Origin of the sequence: Caulobacter sp. CCG-8, assembly GCF_037402475.1 — a bacterium.
Lineage (GTDB): Bacteria > Pseudomonadota > Alphaproteobacteria > Caulobacterales > Caulobacteraceae > Caulobacter.
Genome location: NZ_JBBEUD010000012.1, coordinates 93008 through 113255, shown reverse-complemented (window position 1 = coordinate 113255; position 20248 = coordinate 93008). Strand labels below are relative to the sequence as shown.

Below are 20248 nucleotides of genomic sequence, written 5' to 3'. Positions count from 1 at the left end.
CGCCGCCTTCCAAGCCGGAAGAAGGAAAACATGGCGTTCTACGAACACGTGGTCATCGCGCGGCAGGACATCTCGCCGCAACAGGCCGAAGCTCTGAACGAGCAACTCAAGGCTCTCCTGGAAGAGAATGGCGGTCACATCGCCAAGATCGAGTACTGGGGCCTCCGTAACCTCACCTACCGCATCAAGAAGAACCGCAAGGGCCACTACTCCCTGCTCGCCATCGACGCTCCGGCCGCGGCCGTGAAGGAGATGGAACGTCAGCTGCTGATCAATGAAGACGTCCTGCGCTTCATGACCATCCGCGTCGAAGAGCTGGACCTGGAACTGTCGCCGGTTCTGGCCCGTCGCGACCGCGAACGTGGCGAGCGCAGCGAGCGCCCGCGCGACGACTTCGCGCCGCAAGCGTAAGGGAGAAGAGAGATCATGACCGATACCACTGCTCCCGAAGCCGGCGCTCCCGCCGCCGGTGGCGGCGCCCGCCGCCCCTTCTTCCGTCGCCGCAAGGTTTGCCCGTTCTCGGGCGCCAACGCGCCGAAGATCGACTACAAGGACGTGAAGCTGCTGCAGCGTTACGTCTCCGAGCGCGGCAAGATCGTGCCGTCGCGCATCACCGCGGTGTCGGCCAAGAAGCAACGCGAACTGGCCAAGGCCATCAAGCGCGCCCGCTTCCTGGCTCTGCTCCCCTACGTCGTGAAGTAAGGGAGACACCACGATGAAAGTCATTCTGCTCGAACGCGTCGAAGGCACCGGCGTCCTCGGCGACGTGGTCACCGTGAAGGACGGCTTCGCCCGTAACTTCCTGCTGCCGCGTTCCAAGGCCCTGCGCGCCAACTCGACCAACCTGAAGACCTTCGAAGCTCAGCGCGCTGAGATCGAAGCTCGCAACGTCAAGAACCGCGAGAACGCCGGCAAGGCCGGTGAAGGCATCGACGGCCATCAGTACGTGATGATCCGTCAAGCCGGCGAAAGCGGCCAGCTGTACGGTTCGGTCGCGGGTCGCGACGTCGCCGACGCCATCAAGGCCGAAGGCGGCAAGGTCGATCGTTCGATGATCGTCCTCGACAAGCCGATCAAGACGCTGGGCGTCCACGAAGTGAAGGTGAAGCTGCACGCTGAAGTGACCGTCACGGTCACTCTCAACATCGCGCGCAGCCAAGACGAAGCCGACCGCCAAGCGCGCGGCGAGAACGTCATCGCCGCTCAGTTCGAGGAAGACCGCGCCGCTGACGCCGAAGCCGCCCAAGACATGGCCGAAGGCGGCGCCGGTTCGTTCGAAGGCGACCACTACGAAGCCTAATCCGGCTTAGTAGCGTCTAGAAAAACTGGAAGAACGGCGCGGAGAAATCCGCGCCGTTTTTTTCTGCGCGTTCGTCAAGAATTGCTCAGCTTGCGGGCGAACGCACGCATTCCCATCCTTTCGATATGGGGGAGACAGGCTCCTCCGCTTCCGGACAAGGCGTCGATCGCCGCCGGAAGCCAAGCGAGGGGATTCGCTATGCGCTTCAGAAACTTCCTGCTGGCCGCCACGTCGATCGTGGCCGTGGCCGGCGTCGCCCATGCCCAGGACGCCGCCGCGCCCGCCGCCGACGAGTCGACCGCGGTCGACCAGGTCGTGGTCACCGGCACCCGGGTCGCCCGTTCGCGGCTCGACACGGTCTCGCCGGTCGACGTCGTCGACAACAAGGCCCTGAGCCGCCAAGGCACGCCGGAACTGGCCCAGGCCCTGGCCAATCTGGCGCCGTCGATCGACTTTCCCCGCCCGGCGGTCACCGACGGCACCGACTCGGTGCGTCCGGCCACCCTGCGCGGCCTGTCGCCCGACCAGACCCTGGTGCTGCTGAACGGGCACCGCGCCCACACCGCCGCCCTGGTCAACATCAACGGCTCGATCGGCCGCGGCTCGGCCCCGTTCGACCTCAACACCATCCCGACCGCGGCCCTCGAGACCGTCGAGATCCTGCGTGAAGGCGCGGCCGCCCAGTACGGCTCGGACGCCATCGCCGGGGTGATCAACCTGCGCCTGCGCCAGGCCAGCCACGGCGGCGGCGCCAGCGCCACCTACGGGATCTACAACACCGACGTGAAGACCACGCGGAACCAGGACGGCCGCACGGCGCACGACGGCCCGACCTACAGCGCCTCGCTGTGGCAAGGCTTCGCCCTGCCCAACGACGGCTACCTGACCGTCACCGGCGAATATTCGTTCCGCAACCCGACCAACCGCGCCGACTACGATCCCCGCGTCACGCCCAGCAAGGTGACCGGCGTCTACGGCGACCCGCAGGTCGAGACCAAGACGATCTACGCCAACTTCGGCCTGCCGCTGAACGAGGACTGGAGCCTGTACGGCCTGGCCGGCTATCAGAACCGCAAGGGCGAGAGCTCGGCCTTCCCGCGCCTGGCCGACAACGCCAACAACTATGTCAGCGTCTATCCGACCGGCTACGTGCCGCGGATCACCACCGACATCGACGACTACAACCTGGCCTTCGGCGCCAAGGGCGTGATCGCCGGCTTCAATGTCGACGCCAGCGTCACCAACGGCGCCAACAAGGTCGAGTACGGCACGATCAACTCGCTGAACGCCTCGCTGGGCCCGAGCTCGCCGACCCGCTTCAAGGACGGCTCGATGCGCTACGAGCAGACGGTGGCGGCCATCGACGTCAACCGGCCGCTGGAGCTGTTCGGCTTCGCCAAGCCCAGCACCCTGGCGTTCGGGATCGAGTACCGCGACGAGAGCTACAGGATCAAAGCCGGCGAGACCGCCTCGTGGGTCAACGGCGGCAACGGCAAGGGCGCCGGCGCCCAGGGCTTCCCGGGCTTCCGCCCCGCCAACGAGGTCGACGTCAGCCGCAACGCCACCAGCCTCTATGTCGACCTGGACAACCAGATCACCGACAAGCTGGATGTCGACCTGGCCGCCCGCTACGAGGACTATTCCGACTTCGGCTCGACCACGACCGGCAAGATCGCGGCGCGCTACGACTTCACGGACAGCTTCGCCCTGCGCGGCGCCTTCTCCAGCGGCTTCCGGGCCCCGGCCCTGCAGCAGCAGTACTTCACCACCACTTCGATCAACATCATCGCCGGCGGCGCGGCGGTGGACGTGGGCACCTTCCCGGCCACCAGCGCTACGGCCGCCGCCCTGGGCGCCAAGCCGCTGGAGCCCGAGAAGTCGAAGAACTATTCGCTGGGCGCGGTCTATCACAAGGGCCCGTTCGAGCTGACGGTCGACGCCTACCAGATCGACATCGACAACCGCATCGTGCTCTCGGAGAACATCCAGGGCGTGAACGGCGGCACGCCCACCCAGCAGGCGATCTACAACCTGCTGCAGCCGTTCGGCGTGACCACGGCGCGGTTCTTCGTCAACGGCGTGGACACCACCAGCAAGGGCGTCGACGTGGTGGCGCGCTATCGCCTGGACGCCGACGCGGCCGGTCGCTTCGACCTGACCCTGGCGGCCAACTACAATCAGACCGACGTCAACAAGGTGCCGACCACCAGCACCCTGTCCGGCCTGCCCGTGCCCCCGCCCCTGTTCGCCCGGGTCAACGTCCTGACCTACGAGCAAGGCACGCCCGACCACAAGTTCGTGGCCAGCGGCGACTGGAGCAACGGCCCGTGGGGCGCCACCCTGCGGGGCACGGCCTACGGCTCGGTGCTGATCCCCAACGCCACCCCGGCGCTGGACTACAAGTCGGGCGCCAAGACCGTCTGGGACGCCGAGGCGCGCTACACGTTCCTGAAGGACATCACCTGGGCCGTGGGCGTGAACAACCTGTTCGACGAGTATCCCAACCAGGCGCCGGCCCCGGTCAACACGACCGGCGTGGTGGGCTTCCCCAGCTACTCGCCGTTCGGCTTCAACGGGCGCTTCCTCTACACGCGTCTGAGCTACAGCTGGTAAGTCCTTGACCGGCTTCGACTAAGCGTTCCGGGGGCGCGGCGAGCGATCGCCGCGCCCTTCCTACGTCCGCTTTTGACGGGTCGTGATCCTATAGAACATACACAAAACATCCCCGTTCATCTGAAGCGGGGCCGGTCGCGCCCAACAACCGTTCGCGTTAACTTCCGCCGATGTCCCTCGTTCCTGCTCTAGACCTCCGCCCGCCGTCTTCGGGCGAAATCGTCGTCGCCGTCGCGCCCCACAACCTGGAGGCCGAACAGGCCCTGCTGGGCGTGCTGCTGTACGACAACGCGGCCTATGAGCGCCTGACCGACAGCCTGCAGGGCCGCCACTTCTACGAGCCCTTCCACCAGCGGCTGTTCGGCTCGATCGAGACCCACATCCGCAAGGGCCAGCTGGCCGAGCCGATCCTGCTGGCCGACGAGTTCAAGCACGATCCGGCCTTCGACGAGCTGGGCGGCCTGCGCTACCTGGCCGACCTGGTCGACCGCGCCCCGCCCGCCGCCAATGTCGGCGACTACGCCCGGGCCGTCTTCGACCTGGCCCTGCGCCGCGACCTGATCCGCATCGGCGGCGAGATCGCCGCCACCGCCCATGGCGGGACCGGCAAGGACGACGTCAAGCTGCCGGCCCGCGACCAGATCGAGGCGGCCGAACAGCAGCTCTACACCCTGGCCGAAAGCGGCACCGCGTCGTCCGGCTTCGTCAGCTTCGGCGACGCCCTGCGCGGCGCCGTGGAGATGACCGCCGAAGCCTACAGCCGCGACGGCGGCATGTCGGGCGTCTCGACCGACCTGATCGACCTGGACACCAAGATCGGCGGCCTGCACCCGTCGGACTTGATCGTGCTCGCCGGCCGTCCGTCGATGGGCAAGACGGCGCTGGCCACCAACATCGCCTTCAACATCGCCAAGAAGTACGCCTGGGAGCCCCAGCCGGACGGCACCAAGAAGACCGTCAGCGGCGGCGTGGTGGCCTTCTACTCGCTGGAAATGAGCGCCGAGCAGCTGGCCCTGCGTATGCTGGCCGACGCCTCGGGCGTGTCGGGCGACAAGCTCCGTAAGGGCGAGATCGACGCTTCGGAGTTCGGCCGGGTGCGCGACGCGGCCATCGAGCTGCAGGAAGCCCCGCTCTACATCGACGCCACCGGCGGCATCTCCATCGCCAAGCTGACCGCCCGGGCACGCCGTCTGAAGCGCCAGGTCGGGCTGGACCTGATCGTGGTCGACTACCTGCAGCTGGTCACGGGCTCGGACCTGTCGTCCAACGCCAGCCGCGTGCAGGAAGTCTCGCAGATCACCATGGGCCTGAAGGCCCTGGCCAAGGAACTGGCCTGCCCGGTCATCGCCCTGTCGCAGCTGTCGCGTCAGGTCGAACAGCGCGAGGACAAGCGTCCGCAGCTGTCCGACCTTCGCGAATCCGGCTCGATCGAGCAGGACGCCGACATGGTCTGGTTCGTCTATCGCGAAAGCTACTATGTCGGCCGCTCCGAGCCGCGCGAAGGCACGCCCGAGCACCTGCAGTGGCAGGAGGACATGGACCGCCTGCAGGGCCTGGCCGAGGTGATCATCGCCAAGCAGCGTCACGGTCCCATCGGCACGGTGCGCCTGTCGTTCAACAGCGACACCACGCGCTTCGGCAACCTGGCCCGCGACCACTACTTCCACCAGATGCGCAGCGGCGACGACGAGTAGCCGCCTTCGGTTTGACGCGGGCGGACGGATCGGGCCAGGGTGCCCTTCCCCGCCCGCCGCAAGAGACCGCTCGATGGAGTTCAGCCCCCTGCCGGTGTCGACCCTGGTCGGCGCCTTCCTGCTGGCCTTCCCGGCCCTGTTCTCGATCGTCAATCCGGTGGGGGCGGCGCTGATCTTCCACCAGATGCTGGTCGACCACCCGGCCGAGACCCGCAGGCGGCTGGCCCCGACGATCGCGCTCTACGCCTTCTTCATCCTGCTGGGCTCGCTGCTGCTGGGCGGCTACGTGCTGAACTTCTTCGGCGTCAGCCTGGGCGCCCTGCGCGTGGCCGGCGGCCTGGTGGTGGCCATCCGGGCCTGGGCCCTGCTGATGACCCCGGAAGAGCACGAGGACCGCAAGGCCGACCAAGCGGCGCCGCTGAAGAGCCGGGCCGAGGACATGGCCTTCTTCCCGCTGACCATGCCGTTCACGACCGGGCCCGGCGCGATCTCGGTGGCCATCGCCCTCTCCTCCCAGCGGCCCGCCCAGGGCCACTCGGTGATCCCGTTCTTCCTGGGCGCCAGCCTGGCCGTGGTGGTCATCGCCCTGATGGTCTGGGGCTTCTACCGCGCCTCGGACAAGGTGCTGGCCTTCCTGGGCGTCAACGGCGCGCGGGTGATGTCGCGGCTGATGGCGTTCCTGCTGATGTGCATCGGGGTGCAGATCGTCGCCAGCGGCGTGGAGGCCCTGGTCGCCCAGTTCCTGGCCGGGCGCTGAGGCGTCAGGGCGCGGGCGTCGCCCTCGCCGCGACGACCTCGCCCTTGGCGTTTTTCACCGGGCTGAAGCGCAGCTTGAACCTGGCGTCGCGTTCGACGGGGTCGTCCCAGTAGTGGGTCTCGTCGGTGACATGCTTCCGGTCGCCCATCTGCTCGACCTTACTGACCACGAAGCCGGTCTCGCCGACCACCTTCAGGACCATCAGTTCCTCATAGGGCGGATTCAGGGGCGCGGGGTCTTCGCGGATCTCGAGGCCCGGCGCCGCGTGCCAATTGCCGAAGGGCGCCCGATCGAACATCAAGCCGCCGATCACGCCGGCATATTCCGTGTCGTTGGGACCGTTCCAGCGGAAGCACAGGACCGGCGCGGCGCCCGCCACGCACCAGACCAGATCGTCCTTGCGGCGGGGCGGCAGGTCCTCCCCGACGCGCGGAATGGTCAGGAACACCTCGCCATAGAGCGGTGCGCCGGCCTTGACCACGCCGGCGTATTTGCCCTGGCCGAACGGGAAATCCTTGGCGAGAACGCCTCTGCGGATCGGTTGGCGGACTTGGCGGGCGAAGACCTCGCCCGGCTGGATCAGTCCCAGCTTGTTCTGCGCCGACCCCGCCACGACTTCCGTCCCGGAGGCGCCGGACCAGAGGGGCGGCGCGCCTTGCTGGGCCGAAGCGACCCCCGTGCCCGCGACGCTCCACGCCACGGCCAAGCCCAGCAACTTCTTCATCCGACAGCCCCGATACCCGCCGGCTCGAGATGAGTCGGCTGCGTCATGGCTAGCGCAACCTCAGGTGAAGGACGAGTCCTGCACGGCAAACACACTTCTCCCGAAGGTCGCAAGGGTGCTAGAGCCGCCCCGTGACCGAAGCCAGCCTCCTCACCCTCGACCTCGACGCCCTGGCGTCCAACCACGCCGTGCTCAAGGCCGCCTCCAAAACCGGCGAAGCCGGCGGCGAGATCGCGCCGGCCGTCAAGGCCGACGGCTATGGCCTGGGCGCGGCCCTGGTGGCCGGTTTCCTGTGGGACGACGGCGCGCGCGCCTTCTACGTGGCCCGGCTGTCGGAAGGCCTCGCCCTGCGTCGGGCCCTGGGCGACCGCAAGGCGACGATCTACCTGCTGGACGGCGTGACCCCCGGCTCGGCGCCCGCCATCGAGGCGGCCCGGCTGACGCCGGTGCTCAACAGCCTGCCGCAGATCGAGGCCTGGAACAGCCACGCCCGCGGCCGGGTGCTGGACGCCGCCCTGCACATCGACACCGGCATGAACCGCCTGGGCCTGCGTCCCGAGGAGGCCGTGGTCCTGACCGGGGCCATGGACCGGCTGAAGTTCCTGAACATCGGCCTGGTGATCAGCCACCTGGCCTGCGCCGGCGAGCCGGGCCACCCGCTGAACGCCCGCCAGCTGGCCCGCTTCACCGAGGCCGCCGCCCTGTTCCCGAATGCGCGCCGCAGCCTGGCCAATTCGGGCGGGATCTTCCTGGGCGGCGACTACCATTTCGACCAGTGCCGGCCGGGCATCAGCCTCTATGGCGGCGGCCCGCGCGACGTGCCCGACGCGCGGATCAAGGCCGTGGCCACGCTGGAAGCTCCGATCCTCCAGGCCCGGGTGGTGCCGCGGGGCGAGAGCATCGGCTACGGCGCGGCCTTCACGGCGGAGGACACCACCCGCGTCGCCATCCTGGCGGCGGGCTACGCCGACGGCGTGCCGCGCGCGGCCCATCCGCGTGGGGCGGTGTGGTTCGACGGCGCCCGGCGGCCGATCCTGGGCCGGGTGTCGATGGACCTGATCGCCGTCGACATCACCGACTGCGACGCCGCCCGCCCGGGCGCGATGATGCAGATCATCGGCCCGGACCTGCCCGTCGACGACGCGGCGGCGGCGGCCGGCACGACGGCCTACGAGCTCCTGACCCGCATCGCGCCCCGCGCCCGACGGACCGTCACGGGCGGCTGACGCCGCCGACTAGCGGGCCAGGCCTTCCAGCCGGCCCATGTCGACCGCGGCCACCGCCTGCTTCAGCGAGTCGATGCTGTCGGCCGTGCCGTTGGCCTCGACCGTGAAGCGGTCGCCCACCAGCACGCTGTATTGGCCGTACTTGCTTTCACGGTCCCACTCCTCGGTGGTCATCCGGCCGCCGACCTTGCCGACCTTCTTGTAGCCGTGGGCGGTCTCTTCGGAGGACTGGGCGTCCACCGCGCCGGCCATGGCGGCCATGCCCGCCATCGCGCCCAGGTCCGTGACCGCCAGGGTGAAGTTGGCGTCGCCCTTGGTGTACTCGCCGCGCGCCGAGCTCATCGACATGCCCGCCGCGCCGCCCGACTGGCTTTCCAGGCTGATGCGCGAGTAGCCCGCCACGCCGCCCGGCAGCAGGCCCTTCAGGGTGTCGGCCGGCACGGTGGGAACCGGTTTGCCCGAATTCATCTGCTTGGAGGCGGCCTCCATCTGCCTGCTGGCCGCTTCCAGCTTGCCCATGTCGACCTTGGCGCCGTTGATCTCCATCGTGCCCGAGGCGTGACCGGCGCCGGCGACGCGGTTGGCCGCCCCGAACATCGCCGCGCCCGCGATCGCGCCGGTGACGGCGCCGATGATGATCGACAGGACGATGGCGCAGATGACCGTGACGACGGTGTAGCCCACCGCCTTCTCCTTCGGGGCCTTCATCAGCCGCGGCAGGCCCAGATACAGCAGATAGAAGCCGTAGAGGCTGATCAGGGCGGCGATCGCGCCCAGCGGCGGGAAGATTCCCAAGATCCCGAAGACCCATGCGGCGGTGTAGCTGTAGGCGGCGACCTTGAAGGCCTGAACGCGGTCCTTCTGGCCGTCGAAGCTGGGCGCCAGGGCGTCGATGATCAGGGCGACCAGGAACACCGACAGCAGGTTCAGCCCATAGCTGACGACGGCGGTGACAAGCGCAGACACCAGCGACGGCTTGAACGAGAAGCCGAGCGCCCCGACGCCGAACACCTGGCCGCCGATCAGGCCGGCCAGCGGCGGGATGGCGGCCAGAATGCAGACATAGCCGACATAGAGGCCCTTGATCGTCGCCGGCTCGGCGTCGATGCGCTCCCACTCGGCCGACGGGGACAGCAACAGGCGTTTGACGCGGCCGACGAGATCGGACGACGTGGACCCGGGTTCGATGACAGTCATGCGCCCTCCTCTGGCGAATCCTGAACACCCCCCGGCGCGGTGAGTTGTCTGCCACGGCTTCGTGACATTGAGAACAGCGTTCCTTGACGAAGGCGCGGCGACGATGCGTCCGGCTTTGGCGCACCCGGCGCCCAGGCTGTAGTCTCCAGTCACGCTCGAATCAGGAGTTCCCATGGCCCGCGACGGCGCCGTCTACGCTTGCCAGTCCTGCGGCGCGGTCTCGACCAAGTGGTCGGGGCAGTGCTCGGCCTGCCAGAGCTGGAACAGCCTGGTCGAGGAGGTCGGGACCCGCGCGCCCGGCGCCCTGTCCAGCACCAAGGCCACACGCGTGCGCGGGCTGCAGTTCACGGGCCTGGAGAGCGACACCCCCGCCCCGCCCCGCATCATCACCGGCGTCGACGAGTTCGACCGGGTCTGCGGCGGCGGCGTGGTGCCCGGCTCGGCCATCCTGATCGGCGGCGACCCGGGCGTGGGCAAATCGACCCTGCTGCTGGAGGTGATGGCCAAGGCCAGCCTGGCCGGCGTGAACTGCGCCTACATCTCGGGCGAAGAGGCCGTGGCCCAGATCCGCGGCCGGGCCGACCGCATGGGCTTCGCCCAGGCCCCTGTGAAACTGGCCGCCGAAAGCAGCCTGCGCGACATCCTGGACGGGCTGAAGCGCGAGAAGTTCGACCTGGTGGTCATCGATTCGATCCAGACCCTGTGGAGCGACGCCCACGAGGCCGGCCCCGGCACGGTCACCCAGGTGCGCGCCTGCGCCAGCGAGCTGGTGCGCCTGGCCAAGAAGCAGGGCGTGGCCATCCTGATGGTCGGCCACGTCACCAAGGACGGCCAGATCGCCGGCCCGCGGGTGGTCGAGCACCTGGTCGACGCCGTGCTCAGCTTCGAGGGCGAGCGCGGCTATCCGTTCCGCGTGCTGCGCGGGGCCAAGAACCGTTTCGGGGCCACCGACGAGATCGGGGTGTTCGAGATGGGCGACGCTGGCCTGCGCGAGGTCAAAAACCCCTCGGCCCTGTTCCTCAACGAGGGCGGCGAGCGGGCGGCCGGCGCGGCGGTGTTCGCCGGCATCGAGGGCTCGCGACCCGTCCTGGTCGAGTTCCAGGCCCTGGTCGCCCCGTCCGCGTACGGAACGCCCCGGCGGGCCGTGGTCGGATGGGACTCCGGGCGGCTGGCCATGGTTTTGGCTGTGCTGGAATCACGCTGCGGCCTTGGTTTTGGCAACAAGGACGTCTATCTGAACGTCGCTGGCGGCCTGCGGATCACCGAGCCGGCGGCGGACTTGGCTGCGGCGGCGGCTCTGGCCTCCTCGGCCCTCGACATCGCCCTGCCTCAGGACTGCGTCGTCTTCGGCGAGGTCAGCCTGTCCGGTGAAGTGCGGCCCGTGAGCCGTATGGAGACACGTTTGAAAGAGGCCGCGAAACTCGGCTTTGGTCGAGCTCTGGGACCGCTGTCGGGCCTTCCCGAAGGCGGCGGAGCCCTGCCCGTCGCCGGCGTGGCCCGGCTGGCCGACGCGGTGCGCCGCATCGGCGACGAGATCTGGGGCCAGCTGACGTGACGCCTTTCGACATCATCTTCGGCGTGATCCTCCTGGTTTCGTGCGTCGTCGGCTTCGCGCGCGGCGCGTCGCGGGAACTGACCTCGGCCTTGGCCTTCATCGTCGCCGCTCTGCTGGCCCTGCTGGCCTTGCGATTCACCGGCCCGCTGTTCCGGGGCATGATGGATCCGGACTGGGCGGCCACGGCGGCCGCCATCCTGGTCGGCTTCGTCATCATCTTCGTGCTGCTGCGCCTGGTGGGCGCCCAGATCACCAAGACCCTGCACGCCGACGGCGCCCTGGGCACGCTGGACCGCCTGATGGGCCTGGCGTTCGGCCTGCTGCGTGGCCTGGTCGTGCTGGGCGTGTTCAGCCTGGTGTTCCACATGGCCACCCCGCCCGACCGCGTCCCGCACTGGATGTCGAAGTCGGCGCTGTATCCGCTGTCCAACGCCGCCGGCCGGGTGCTGAAGGTGTTCGCCCCCAAGGGCGCGGGCCTGGCCGGCAAGCTGGCCCCCGCCATCGAGGACGCCGTCCATGACGGCGCCAGCGACAAACCGTCCGAACGCAAGTCGGGCGATCCGGGTTATGATAAGGACCAGCGTCGCTCCGTCGACGAGCTGGTGGAGAAATCGCGATGACGTCCTTCGGCCAGTCGACCGACCGCTTCTCGTCCAAGCCTTGGCGTGATCCGGAAGACGACACCCTGCGCCTCGAATGCGGCGTCTTCGGCGTCTACGGCGTGCGCGACGCCGCCGCGGTCACCGCCCTGGGCCTGCACGCCCTGCAGCACCGCGGCCAGGAAGCCTGCGGCATCGCCGCCTTCGACGGCCAGCGCTTCCACACCGAACGCCACATGGGCCATGTCGGCGACGCCTTCACCGGCAACGACCTGGTCCAGCGCCTGCCCGGCAACATGGCCATCGGCCACACCCGCTATTCCACGGCCGGCGGCAGCGGCATCCGCAACGTCCAGCCGATGTTCGCCGACCTCGAGACCGGCGGCGTGGCCATCGCCCACAACGGCAACCTGACCAACTTCCTGACCCTGCGCGAGCGGCTGGTGCAGGAAGGCGCGATCTTCCAGTCGACCAGCGACAGCGAGGTGATCCTCCACCTGATCGCCCGCTCGCGGAAGGCCCGCATCGTCGACCGCTTCATCGACGCCGTCGGCCAGATCGAGGGCGGCTACGCCATCGTGGCCATCACCAACAAGAAGATGATCGGCCTGCGCGATCCGCTGGGCATCCGCCCGCTGGTGCTGGGCGACCTGGACGGCCAGCCGATCCTGGCGTCGGAAACCTGCGCCCTGGACATGATCGGCGCCCGCTTCGTGCGCGACGTCGAGCACGGCGAGATGGTGGTGATCTCGGAGACCGGCGTGAAGTCGCTGCGTCCGTTCCAGAACGTCGCCGCGCGCCCCTGCGTGTTCGAATACGTCTACTTCGCCCGCCCCGACAGCGTCGTGAACGGCCGCTCGGTCTATGACGTGCGCAAGCGCATGGGCCAGCGCCTGGCCATCGAGACCGGCGTCGAGGCCGACGTCGTGGTGCCGGTGCCCGACAGCGGCGTGCCGGCCGCCATCGGCTTCGCCCAGCAGAGCGGCCTGCCCTTCGACCTGGGCATCATCCGCAACCACTATGTGGGCCGCACCTTCATCCAGCCCACCCAGGGCGTGCGCGAACTGGGCGTGCGCATGAAGCACAGCCCCAACCGCGCCGTGCTGGAAGGCAAGCGCGTCATCCTGATCGACGACTCGATCGTGCGCGGCACCACCTCGCTGAAGATCGTCCGCATGGTCCGCGAGGCCGGAGCCAAGGAGGTCCACCTCCGCTCGGCCAGCCCGCCGATCAAGTGGCCCGACTTCTACGGCATCGACATGCCCGAGCGCGACCAACTGCTGGCGGCCAACAAGTCGCTGGAGGAGATGGCGCGGTTTCTGGAGGTCGACAGCCTGGGCTTCCTGTCCGTCGACGGCCTGTACCAGGCTCTGGAAGCCGGTCCGCGCGATCCGGCCCAGCCGCAGTTCACCGACCACTACTTCACCGGCGATTATCCCACGCGCCTGACCGATCGCGAGATCGCCGAGGGCCGCAACGACCAGGCCGAGAAGCAGCTGTCGCTGCTCAGCGCCTAGGCTACCCGCCCGCCATCGTCGTCCCCGACTTGTTCGGGGACCCCAAGCTGGGCTAACCCGGTCCGCCGCCCGGGTCGCCCGAGGGCGACGACGTTCGAGAGAGTTGCGCCTTGGCCAATCCCGTTTCCGCCCTGCTCGCCAAGCTGAAGATCGACGGCTACATCCTGGCCCTGTTCGGCATGGTGGTGCTGGCCTCGATCCTGCCGGTGCGCGGCGAGGCGGCGACCATCGTCGGCTGGGTGGTCAAGATCGCCATCGCGGTGCTGTTCTTCCTGCACGGCGCCAAGCTGTCGCGCGAGGCCGTGGTCGCGGGCCTGACCCACTGGCGGCTGCACCTGACGATCCTGGCTTTCACCTTCGTGCTGTTCCCGGCCCTGGGCCTGGCGATCAGCAAGTCGGGCGTGCTGTCCCCCACCCTGTCGGCCGGCATGCTGTTCCTGTGCTGCCTGCCCTCGACCGTGCAGTCGTCGATCGCCTTCACCTCGATCGGCCGGGGCAACATCGCCGCCGCCGTCTGCGCGGCCTCGGCCTCGAACCTGCTGGGCATCTTCCTGACGCCGGTGCTGGTGGGCCTGCTGATGCACGCCCACGGCGACGTGGGGGGCTGGGATTCGATCCAGTCGATCGTCGTGCAGCTGCTGGTCCCGTTCGTGGCCGGCCAGATCGTCCGCCCGTGGGTCAAGGGCTGGATCGAGAAGCACAAGGCCCTGGTCGGCCAGGTCGATCGCGGCTCGATCCTGCTGGTGGTCTATTCGGCGTTCAGCGCCGCCGTGGTCGGCGGCATCTGGAAGATCGTCTCGATCCCCGAGCTCTTCCTGCTGCTGGCGGTCTGCTGCGTCCTGCTGGCCGTGGTGATGCTGGCCACCGTGTTCGGCGCCCGCGCCCTGGGCTTCTCCAAGCCCGACGAGGTGGCCATCGTGTTCTGCGGCTCCAAGAAGAGCCTGGCCACCGGCGTGCCGATGGCCGGCATCCTGTTCCCCGGCGCGACGGCCGGCATCCTGGTCCTGCCGCTGATGCTGTTCCACCAGATCCAGTTGATGGCCTGCTCGGTGATCGCCCAGCGCTACGGCGCGCGGCCGGCCGACGAGGCCTGACGCGACCGGGCTGCTTAAGGGGCGGTTCCGGTTCCCATTTGGCGGCTTAGCCACTAGAACCCGCCCATGACTTCCGACTCCGAAAAGCCGCTGGCCGGCCGCATCGCCCTCGTCACCGGCGCCACCCGCGGCATCGGCGAAGCCATCGCCCTGGGCCTGGCCCAGGCGGGCGCCCACGTCATCGCCCTGGGCCGCACCCAGGGGGCGCTGGAGGCCCTGGACGACGCGATCTTCGGCGCCACCGGCGAGCACGCCACCCTGGTCCCGCTGGACCTGCGCGAGCCCGACGGCCTGGACCAGCTGGGCGCGGCCCTCTACGAGCGGTTCGGCAAGCTGGACATCCTGGTGGGCGCGGCCGGCGTGCTGGGCGCCCTGACCCCGGTGGGCCACCTGGACCCCAAGGGCTGGGACATGATCATGGCCACCAACCTGACGGCCAACTGGCGCCTGATCCGGGCCATGGACCCGCTGCTGCGCCGTTCGGAGGCCGGCCGGGCCGTCTTCCTGACCAGCAGCGTCGCCAAGACCCACCGCGCCTTCTGGGGCGGCTACGCGGCCTCCAAGGCCGGGCTGGAGGCGATCGTCGCCTGCTATGACGACGAGATGGAGAACACGTCCGTGCGCGCCGTCTGCGTCGATCCCGGCGCCATGCGCACCCGCATGCGGGCCGGCGCCTTCCCGGGCGAGGATCCGCAGACCGTGCCCGCGCCGGACACCATCGTCCCGCTGATCGTCGACCTGGCCCGCCCCGACCGCGAGCCGCCCAAGGGCGTCGTGAAGTTCAAGGACCGCGGCCAGGAATCAGCCAGCATCGGTTGAACGGTCGTGAGCGATCAGTGATCGCCGTTAACCCGTAGGCAGCGCCCCTGGCGGCGCTTCCTTTTGGCGGTCAGCCGGAGCGTCGAAAGTCGATGAGTCGACAAATCTAACGAATTCAACCTCTTGGAATTCGATAATTCCATCGGATCACGAGGCGTTGCGCCAAACTGTCGCGCCGAGGAAGGCTGCGTTCGGCGTCAGCGTTAACGCCTCCTCAACCCAGGCGACGCACGCTTGCCGTGTGGTGCGACCCCCGGTGCGGTCGCGCGCGGGGGAGTTCATTAATGTCGCTTTTTTCGCCCAAACGTCCGGACCCGAAGGCGACTGAACGCCTCGCGGACCTTGAGGCCACCGTCGCCGCCATCGACCGTTCGCAGGCGATGATCGAGTTCAAGCTGGACGGCACGATCATCACCGCCAACAAGAATTTCCTGGACACCGTGGGCTACAGGCTGGACGAGATCGTCGGCCGCCACCACAGCATGTTCGTCGATCCGACCTACGGCGCCAGCGCCGACTACAAGGCCTTCTGGGCCAATCTGGGCCGCGGCGAGTTCTTCTCCGACAAGTTCCAGCGGGTCGGCAAGGGGGGCAAGGACGTCTGGATCCAGGGCAACTACAACCCGATCTTCGACGCCGCCGGAAAGCCCTCCAAGGTCATCAAGTTCGCGGTCGACATCACCGGGGTCGAGCACGAGCGCATCGAGAACGAGAAGCGCCGCAAGGCCGAGGAAGAGCAGAGCGCCGTCGTCTGCTCGCTGGCCGGCTACCTGAAGCGCCTGGCCGGCGGCGACCTGACCGCCCGGATCACCGAGACCTTCGAAGGCCGCTTCCTGCCGATCAAGGAAGACTACAACGCCGCCGTGGACGCCCTGCGCGCGGCCATCGGCCAGATCGTCGATTCGACCGATGGCCTGCGCGGCGGCGCCGACGAGATCTCGGCCGCCTCCGACGACCTGTCGCGCCGCACCGAGCAGCAGGCCGCCAGCCTCGAGGAGACCGCCGCCGCCCTGGACGAGATCACCGCCACCGTCCGCCGCAGCGCCGTCGGCGCCAAGGAAGCGTCCGACGCCGCGTCCGGGGCCCGGCAAGAGGCGGCGCGATCGGGCGAGGTCGTGCGCGACGCCGTCGCCGCCATGGGCGAGATCGAGCAGAGCTCCGGGCAGATCACCCAGATCATCGGCGTCATCGACGAGATCGCCTTCCAGACCAACCTCCTGGCCCTGAACGCCGGCGTCGAGGCCGCCCGGGCCGGCGACGCGGGTCGCGGCTTCGCGGTCGTCGCCCAGGAAGTCCGGGCCCTGGCCCAGCGTTCGGCCGAAGCGGCCAAGGAGATCAAGACCCTGATCGCCAACTCGACCTCGCAGGTGGCGCGCGGCGTGCAGCTGGTCGGCGACACCGGCCAGGCGCTGAGCGGCATCGTCGGCAAGGTCGCCGAGATCGACACCCTGATCTCCGAGATCGCCCAGTCCTCGCAGGAACAGGCCACGGGCCTGAACCAGGTGAATTCGGCGATCAACCAGATGGACCAGGTCACCCAGCAGAACGCGGCCATGGTCGAGCAGGCCACCGCCGCCGCCGCCAACCTGCGGACCGAATCCGTCGGCCTGGCCGAGCTGGTGTCGCGCTTCCACACCGGCGAGGCTGTGCACCGTCGCGCCGCGCCGGCTGCTCGTCCGCGCGCGGCCGCCGAAACGCCTCGTCCCGCGGCGCGCCCCGTGCCCCAGATGCGTCCGGGCTCGAACGCCGCGGTCGCGCCGGAGTGGGAAGAGTTCTAGGCCAGGGTCCGGAAGGTGATCGAGTAGCGCAGCGCCGCCACCGGCGGGATGCTGTGCTCCCAGACCGAGCGGGCCTCTCCAGCCAGTCCGTAGGCTGAGCGGGGCTCCAGCGTCACGGACCGCCGCTCCCAGCCGCCGCCCTCCCCCGCCCGGCGAAAGCGCATCACGGCCGGCGACAGCAGCGAGAAGCCGACCACCTGGCCGAACGCCGGCCGGTCGCGATGCCAGCCGATCGGCGCGCCGGGCGGGTATTCGTTGATCAGCGCGTGGACCAGGGCGTCCGGTGCCACGCCCGCCAGGTCGGCGGCCTTCTCTCGCAAGGCCTGCAGGAAATCCGGGATCGGCGGGCCGTCGGTCAGTCCGCGCGCGCCGTCGTCGTAGCGGCGGCCGAAATAGGCCACGCGGCGGCGGGCGCTGTAGCCGCGCATCTCGAAGGCGCGCAGGTCCAGCCGGCCGGCCGCCTCGGCCAGGGCCGCCTCCTCCGCCCGCGTGATCGCGTCGGGTCGATAGGCGAAACCCGGCGGTCCCGGCGCCGGATCGTCGAACAGGCTGGCTTGGCGCGCGTCCATGCCACGGCAAATGGCGTCGGTCGGCCCCGCGTTCCAGTGCAACCGTTGGCGGTCTGGCGCGTCTATGGCCGGCGGAGGCGCCTGATGGCCGATCATGAACCCTGAACGCCTGGACGCGATCGTCGTCGGGGCCGGTCCCGCCGGCCTGACCGCCGCCCTCTATCTGGGCCGCTTCCGGCGACGGGTCCTGGTCGTCGACGGCGGCGACAGCCGGGCCGCCTGGATTCCCATCACCCACAACCATCCGGGCTTTCCGGACGGCGTGGCCGGAACGGCGCTGCTGGCGCTGCAGAGGGACCACGCGCTGCGCTACGGCGCGGTCATCCAACAGGGCGCTGTCGAAGGCCTGACGGTCGTGGACGACGGTTTCGAGCTGGCGCTGGACGGCCGGCCCCTGCGAGCGCCCACCGTCCTGCTGGCCTGCGGCGTGGAGGACAACGCGCCGGACCTGCCCCAGGTCGACGAGTCCGTGCGCCGGACCCTGCTGCGCATCTGTCCCATCTGCGACGGCTTCGAGGTCACGGGCCAACGGGTCGGAGTGATCGGCCACGGGGCGCTGGGGGCGCGGGAGGCGCTGTTCCTGCGGACCTATGCCGACCGGCTGACGCTGATCCACATCGCCGCGCCCGAAGCCCTGCCCGCCGAGGAACGGGCCCTGCTGGCCCAGGCCGGGGTGGCCGTGATCGAGGCGCCGATCGAGGACGTCGAGCTTCAGCCCGACCGGCCTCGCGCCCTGTGCTTCTCGGGTGCGGGCCGCGTCGAATTCGACGCGCTCTACAGCGCCCTGGGCGTGACGCCCCGGACGGGTTTGGCCCTGGCGGCCGGCGCGCGCCATGACGACCAGGGACGCCTGGTGGTCGACGACCACCAGCAGACTTCGATCCCGGGTCTCTACGCGGCCGGCGACATGGTGCGCGGCCTCAACCAGATCACCACGGCGCAGGGGGAAGCGGCGATCGCCGCGACGGCCATGCACAATCGGCTCAAGGGCGGCTAGCGCCCCTTCGGCGGCGCCTTGTTGCCGCGCACGGTGCGGGCCCCGGCCACGGGGCGGCGGACGGCGGTCCTGGAGCCCGCCGCCTTGCCGCCGGCGGCCTTGAAGCCGACCTTGTAGCTGGGCGTGGCCGACTTCTTCTGGACCTTGGGGCCCTGCTTCTTGACCGACTTCACCGCCGCCTTGCCGGGCTCGACCGCCGGAGCGGCGGCGATCTCGGCCGGCTTGGGCGCCTTGGAGGCCTTCGAGGCGGGCTTGCCGGCGCTCTTGGCCGGCGGGGGCAGGCCAGCGGCTTCGGCCGCGGCGGCCGCGGCCGCCTCGGCCACGCGCACCGACTTCTTGACGGTGTTGCGCGAGGCCCGGATCCGCTCCTTCTCGCGCTCCTTGCGCTCGAACTCCCGCTTGCCCTTGCCCGAGTGGCCCTTGGCCTCGCCCTCGGCATAGGGGTTGGCGCCCGACTTCAGGGTGATGCGCAACGGCACGCCCGGCAGGTCGAAGCTCTCGCGCAGGCTGTTGATCAGGTAGCGCCGGTACTGCTCGGGCATCTGGTCGGCGCGGCTGGAGAACAGCACGAAGGTCGGCGGACGGGCCTTGGTCTGGGCCATGTACTTGGGCTTGATGCGCTTGCCCCCGACGCTGGGCGGCGGGTGGCGCTGCATGGCCATCTGCAGCCAGTCGTTCAGGTCGCGGGTCTTGACCTTGGTCGACCAGTCCTTGTGGCTCTTCAGCACCGCGGGCATCAGGCGTTCGACGCCCCGGCCGGTTTCGCCCGACAGCGCCACCACCGGCGCGCCGCGCAGCTGGGGCAGCATGCGCTCGGCGTGCTCGTTGAACTCCTTGAGGATCTGGCCGGGGTCCTCGATCAGGTCCCACTTGGCCAGGACGAAGACCACGCAGCGCCCTTCCCGCTCGGCCAGGTCGGCGATCTGCAGGTCCTGGGTCTCGAACGGATGGGTGGCGTCCATCACCAGCAGCACGACCTCGGCGAAGGTCAGCGAGCGGATGGTGTCCTGGGTCGAGAGCTTCTCCAGCTTCTCGTTGACCTTGGCCTTCTTGCGCAGGCCGGCGGTGTCGACCAGCCGGACCTTGCGCCCGCCCCAGTCCCAGTCGACCGAGATGGAGTCGCGGGTGATGCCGGCCTCGGGGCCGGTCAGCAGGCGCTGCTCGCCGATCAGGCGGTTGATCAGGGTCGACTTGCCGGCGTTGGGGCGGCCGACGATGGCGATCTTGATCGGGTTCTCGTCGTCGAGCTCGTCGTGGTCGCTCTGCAGCTCCTCGGGCGCGACGGCCAGCAGGGCGGCGTACAGCTCGGCCATGCCTTCGCCGTGCTCGCCGCTGATCTGGATCGGCTCGCCCAGGCCCAGGACGTTGCCCTCGGCCGCGCCGTGGTCGCCCGCCTTGCCTTCGGACTTGTTGGCCGCCACCAGCACCGGCTTGTTCCGGCGGCGCAGGATCTCGGCGAAGATCTTGTCGAGCGGCGTCAGGCCCTCGCGGGCGTCGTAGACCAGCAGGCTGACATCCGCCTCCTCGATCGCCAGCTCGGTCTGGGCGCGCATGCGCGCTTCCAGGCTCTCGTCGGTGACGTCCTCGAAGCCGGCGGTGTCGATCAGCTCCAGGTCCAGGTCGCCGAGGCGGCCGTGGGCGAAGCGGCGGTCGCGGGTGACGCCGGGCTGGTCGTCGACCAGGGCCAACTTGCGGCCGGCCAGACGGTTGAACAGGGTCGACTTGCCCACATTGGGGCGACCGACGATGGCGAGTTTCAAAGGCATGGGCTGTGATTAGTCGATTTCGGGGACAAAAGCGACAAACCCG

At 69.4% G+C, this 20248-nt stretch carries 18 protein-coding genes; 14 read left to right on the top strand and 4 right to left on the bottom strand.

What is annotated here, in order from left to right:
- The first annotated feature begins 30 nt into the window (after positions 1-30).
- The 6 genes from rpsF to WAE60_RS13500 all read left to right on the top strand — a co-directional run bounded on the left by rpsF (position 31) and on the right by WAE60_RS13500 (position 6364).
- Positions 31-411 carry a 30S ribosomal protein S6 gene (gene rpsF / locus WAE60_RS13525; protein ID WP_029914645.1) on the top strand — a complete coding sequence of 127 codons (381 nt, stop codon included), beginning with the start codon at positions 31-33 and terminating at the stop codon, positions 409-411.
- Positions 412-426: 15 nt separating this feature from the next.
- The gene (gene rpsR, locus WAE60_RS13520; protein ID WP_029914647.1) at positions 427-702 is read left to right on the top strand and encodes a 30S ribosomal protein S18; all 276 of its coding nucleotides are present in this window, start codon (positions 427-429) and stop codon (positions 700-702) included.
- Positions 703-715: 13 nt separating this feature from the next.
- Positions 716-1300: a 50S ribosomal protein L9 gene (rplI, locus tag WAE60_RS13515; RefSeq protein ID WP_337687008.1), complete on the top strand. Its 585-nt coding sequence runs from the start codon at positions 716-718 to the stop codon at positions 1298-1300.
- Positions 1301-1498: 198 nt separating this feature from the next.
- Complete coding sequence (locus WAE60_RS13510; protein ID WP_337687007.1) at positions 1499-3913, top strand: TonB-dependent receptor; 2415 nt, start codon at positions 1499-1501, stop codon at positions 3911-3913.
- Positions 3914-4083: 170 nt separating this feature from the next.
- Complete coding sequence (locus tag WAE60_RS13505) at positions 4084-5607, top strand: replicative DNA helicase (RefSeq protein WP_029914653.1); 1524 nt, start codon at positions 4084-4086, stop codon at positions 5605-5607.
- A 73-nt stretch (positions 5608-5680) separates the two neighbouring features.
- The gene (locus tag WAE60_RS13500; RefSeq protein WP_029914655.1) at positions 5681-6364 is read left to right on the top strand and encodes a MarC family protein; all 684 of its coding nucleotides are present in this window, start codon (positions 5681-5683) and stop codon (positions 6362-6364) included.
- A gap of 4 nt (positions 6365-6368) precedes the next feature.
- On the opposite strand, the gene WAE60_RS13495 is transcribed toward WAE60_RS13500, so the two are convergent.
- Positions 6369-7088, bottom strand: a complete 720-nt coding sequence (locus WAE60_RS13495) for a hypothetical protein (protein WP_337687005.1) — start codon at positions 7086-7088, stop codon at positions 6369-6371.
- A 131-nt stretch (positions 7089-7219) separates the two neighbouring features.
- Here WAE60_RS13495 and alr point away from each other — a divergent pair, with 131 nt between their 5' ends.
- On the top strand, positions 7220-8314 hold the full coding sequence (gene alr, locus WAE60_RS13490) for an alanine racemase (protein WP_337687004.1): 1095 nt from the start codon (positions 7220-7222) through the stop codon (positions 8312-8314).
- A 9-nt stretch (positions 8315-8323) separates the two neighbouring features.
- Here alr and WAE60_RS13485 read toward each other — a convergent pair whose 3' ends face one another.
- Positions 8324-9511, bottom strand: a complete 1188-nt coding sequence (locus tag WAE60_RS13485; RefSeq protein ID WP_337687002.1) for a Yip1 family protein — start codon at positions 9509-9511, stop codon at positions 8324-8326.
- Positions 9512-9683: 172 nt separating this feature from the next.
- Here WAE60_RS13485 and radA point away from each other — a divergent pair, with 172 nt between their 5' ends.
- From radA to WAE60_RS13455, 6 genes are all read left to right on the top strand, one after another.
- Positions 9684-11066, top strand: coding sequence for a DNA repair protein RadA (gene radA, locus WAE60_RS13480; protein ID WP_029914664.1), 1383 nt, complete (start codon positions 9684-9686; stop codon positions 11064-11066).
- Entirely contained in the window at positions 11063-11686 is a 624-nt protein-coding gene (locus WAE60_RS13475; RefSeq protein WP_029914666.1) for a CvpA family protein, read from the top strand. The genes radA and WAE60_RS13475 overlap by 4 nt, the downstream gene beginning before the upstream one ends.
- Entirely contained in the window at positions 11683-13182 is a 1500-nt protein-coding gene (purF, locus tag WAE60_RS13470) for an amidophosphoribosyltransferase (RefSeq protein WP_029914668.1), read from the top strand. The genes WAE60_RS13475 and purF overlap by 4 nt, the downstream gene beginning before the upstream one ends.
- Before the next feature lie 110 nt (positions 13183-13292).
- Positions 13293-14276, top strand: a complete 984-nt coding sequence (locus tag WAE60_RS13465; protein ID WP_337687000.1) for a bile acid:sodium symporter family protein — start codon at positions 13293-13295, stop codon at positions 14274-14276.
- Between the two features lie 66 nt (positions 14277-14342).
- Positions 14343-15095 (top strand): SDR family NAD(P)-dependent oxidoreductase, encoded by a 753-nt coding sequence (locus tag WAE60_RS13460; protein WP_337686999.1) that lies wholly within the window; start codon positions 14343-14345, stop codon positions 15093-15095.
- Positions 15096-15379: 284 nt separating this feature from the next.
- Entirely contained in the window at positions 15380-16873 is a 1494-nt protein-coding gene (locus WAE60_RS13455) for a methyl-accepting chemotaxis protein (protein ID WP_029914674.1), read from the top strand.
- Here the strand turns inward: WAE60_RS13455 and WAE60_RS13450 are convergent.
- The gene (locus WAE60_RS13450) at positions 16870-17442 is read right to left on the bottom strand and encodes an alpha-ketoglutarate-dependent dioxygenase AlkB (RefSeq protein ID WP_337686996.1); all 573 of its coding nucleotides are present in this window, start codon (positions 17440-17442) and stop codon (positions 16870-16872) included. The genes WAE60_RS13455 and WAE60_RS13450 overlap by 4 nt on opposite strands.
- Positions 17443-17536: 94 nt before the next feature.
- On the opposite strand from WAE60_RS13450, the gene WAE60_RS13445 reads away from it, so the two are divergent.
- Entirely contained in the window at positions 17537-18439 is a 903-nt protein-coding gene (locus WAE60_RS13445) for an NAD(P)/FAD-dependent oxidoreductase (RefSeq protein ID WP_337686995.1), read from the top strand.
- Here the strand turns inward: WAE60_RS13445 and der are convergent.
- Complete coding sequence (gene der / locus WAE60_RS13440) at positions 18436-20205, bottom strand: ribosome biogenesis GTPase Der (RefSeq protein ID WP_029914680.1); 1770 nt, start codon at positions 20203-20205, stop codon at positions 18436-18438. The two genes, WAE60_RS13445 and der, sit on opposite strands and share 4 nt — an antisense overlap.
- Between the last annotated feature and the right edge of the window lie 43 nt (positions 20206-20248).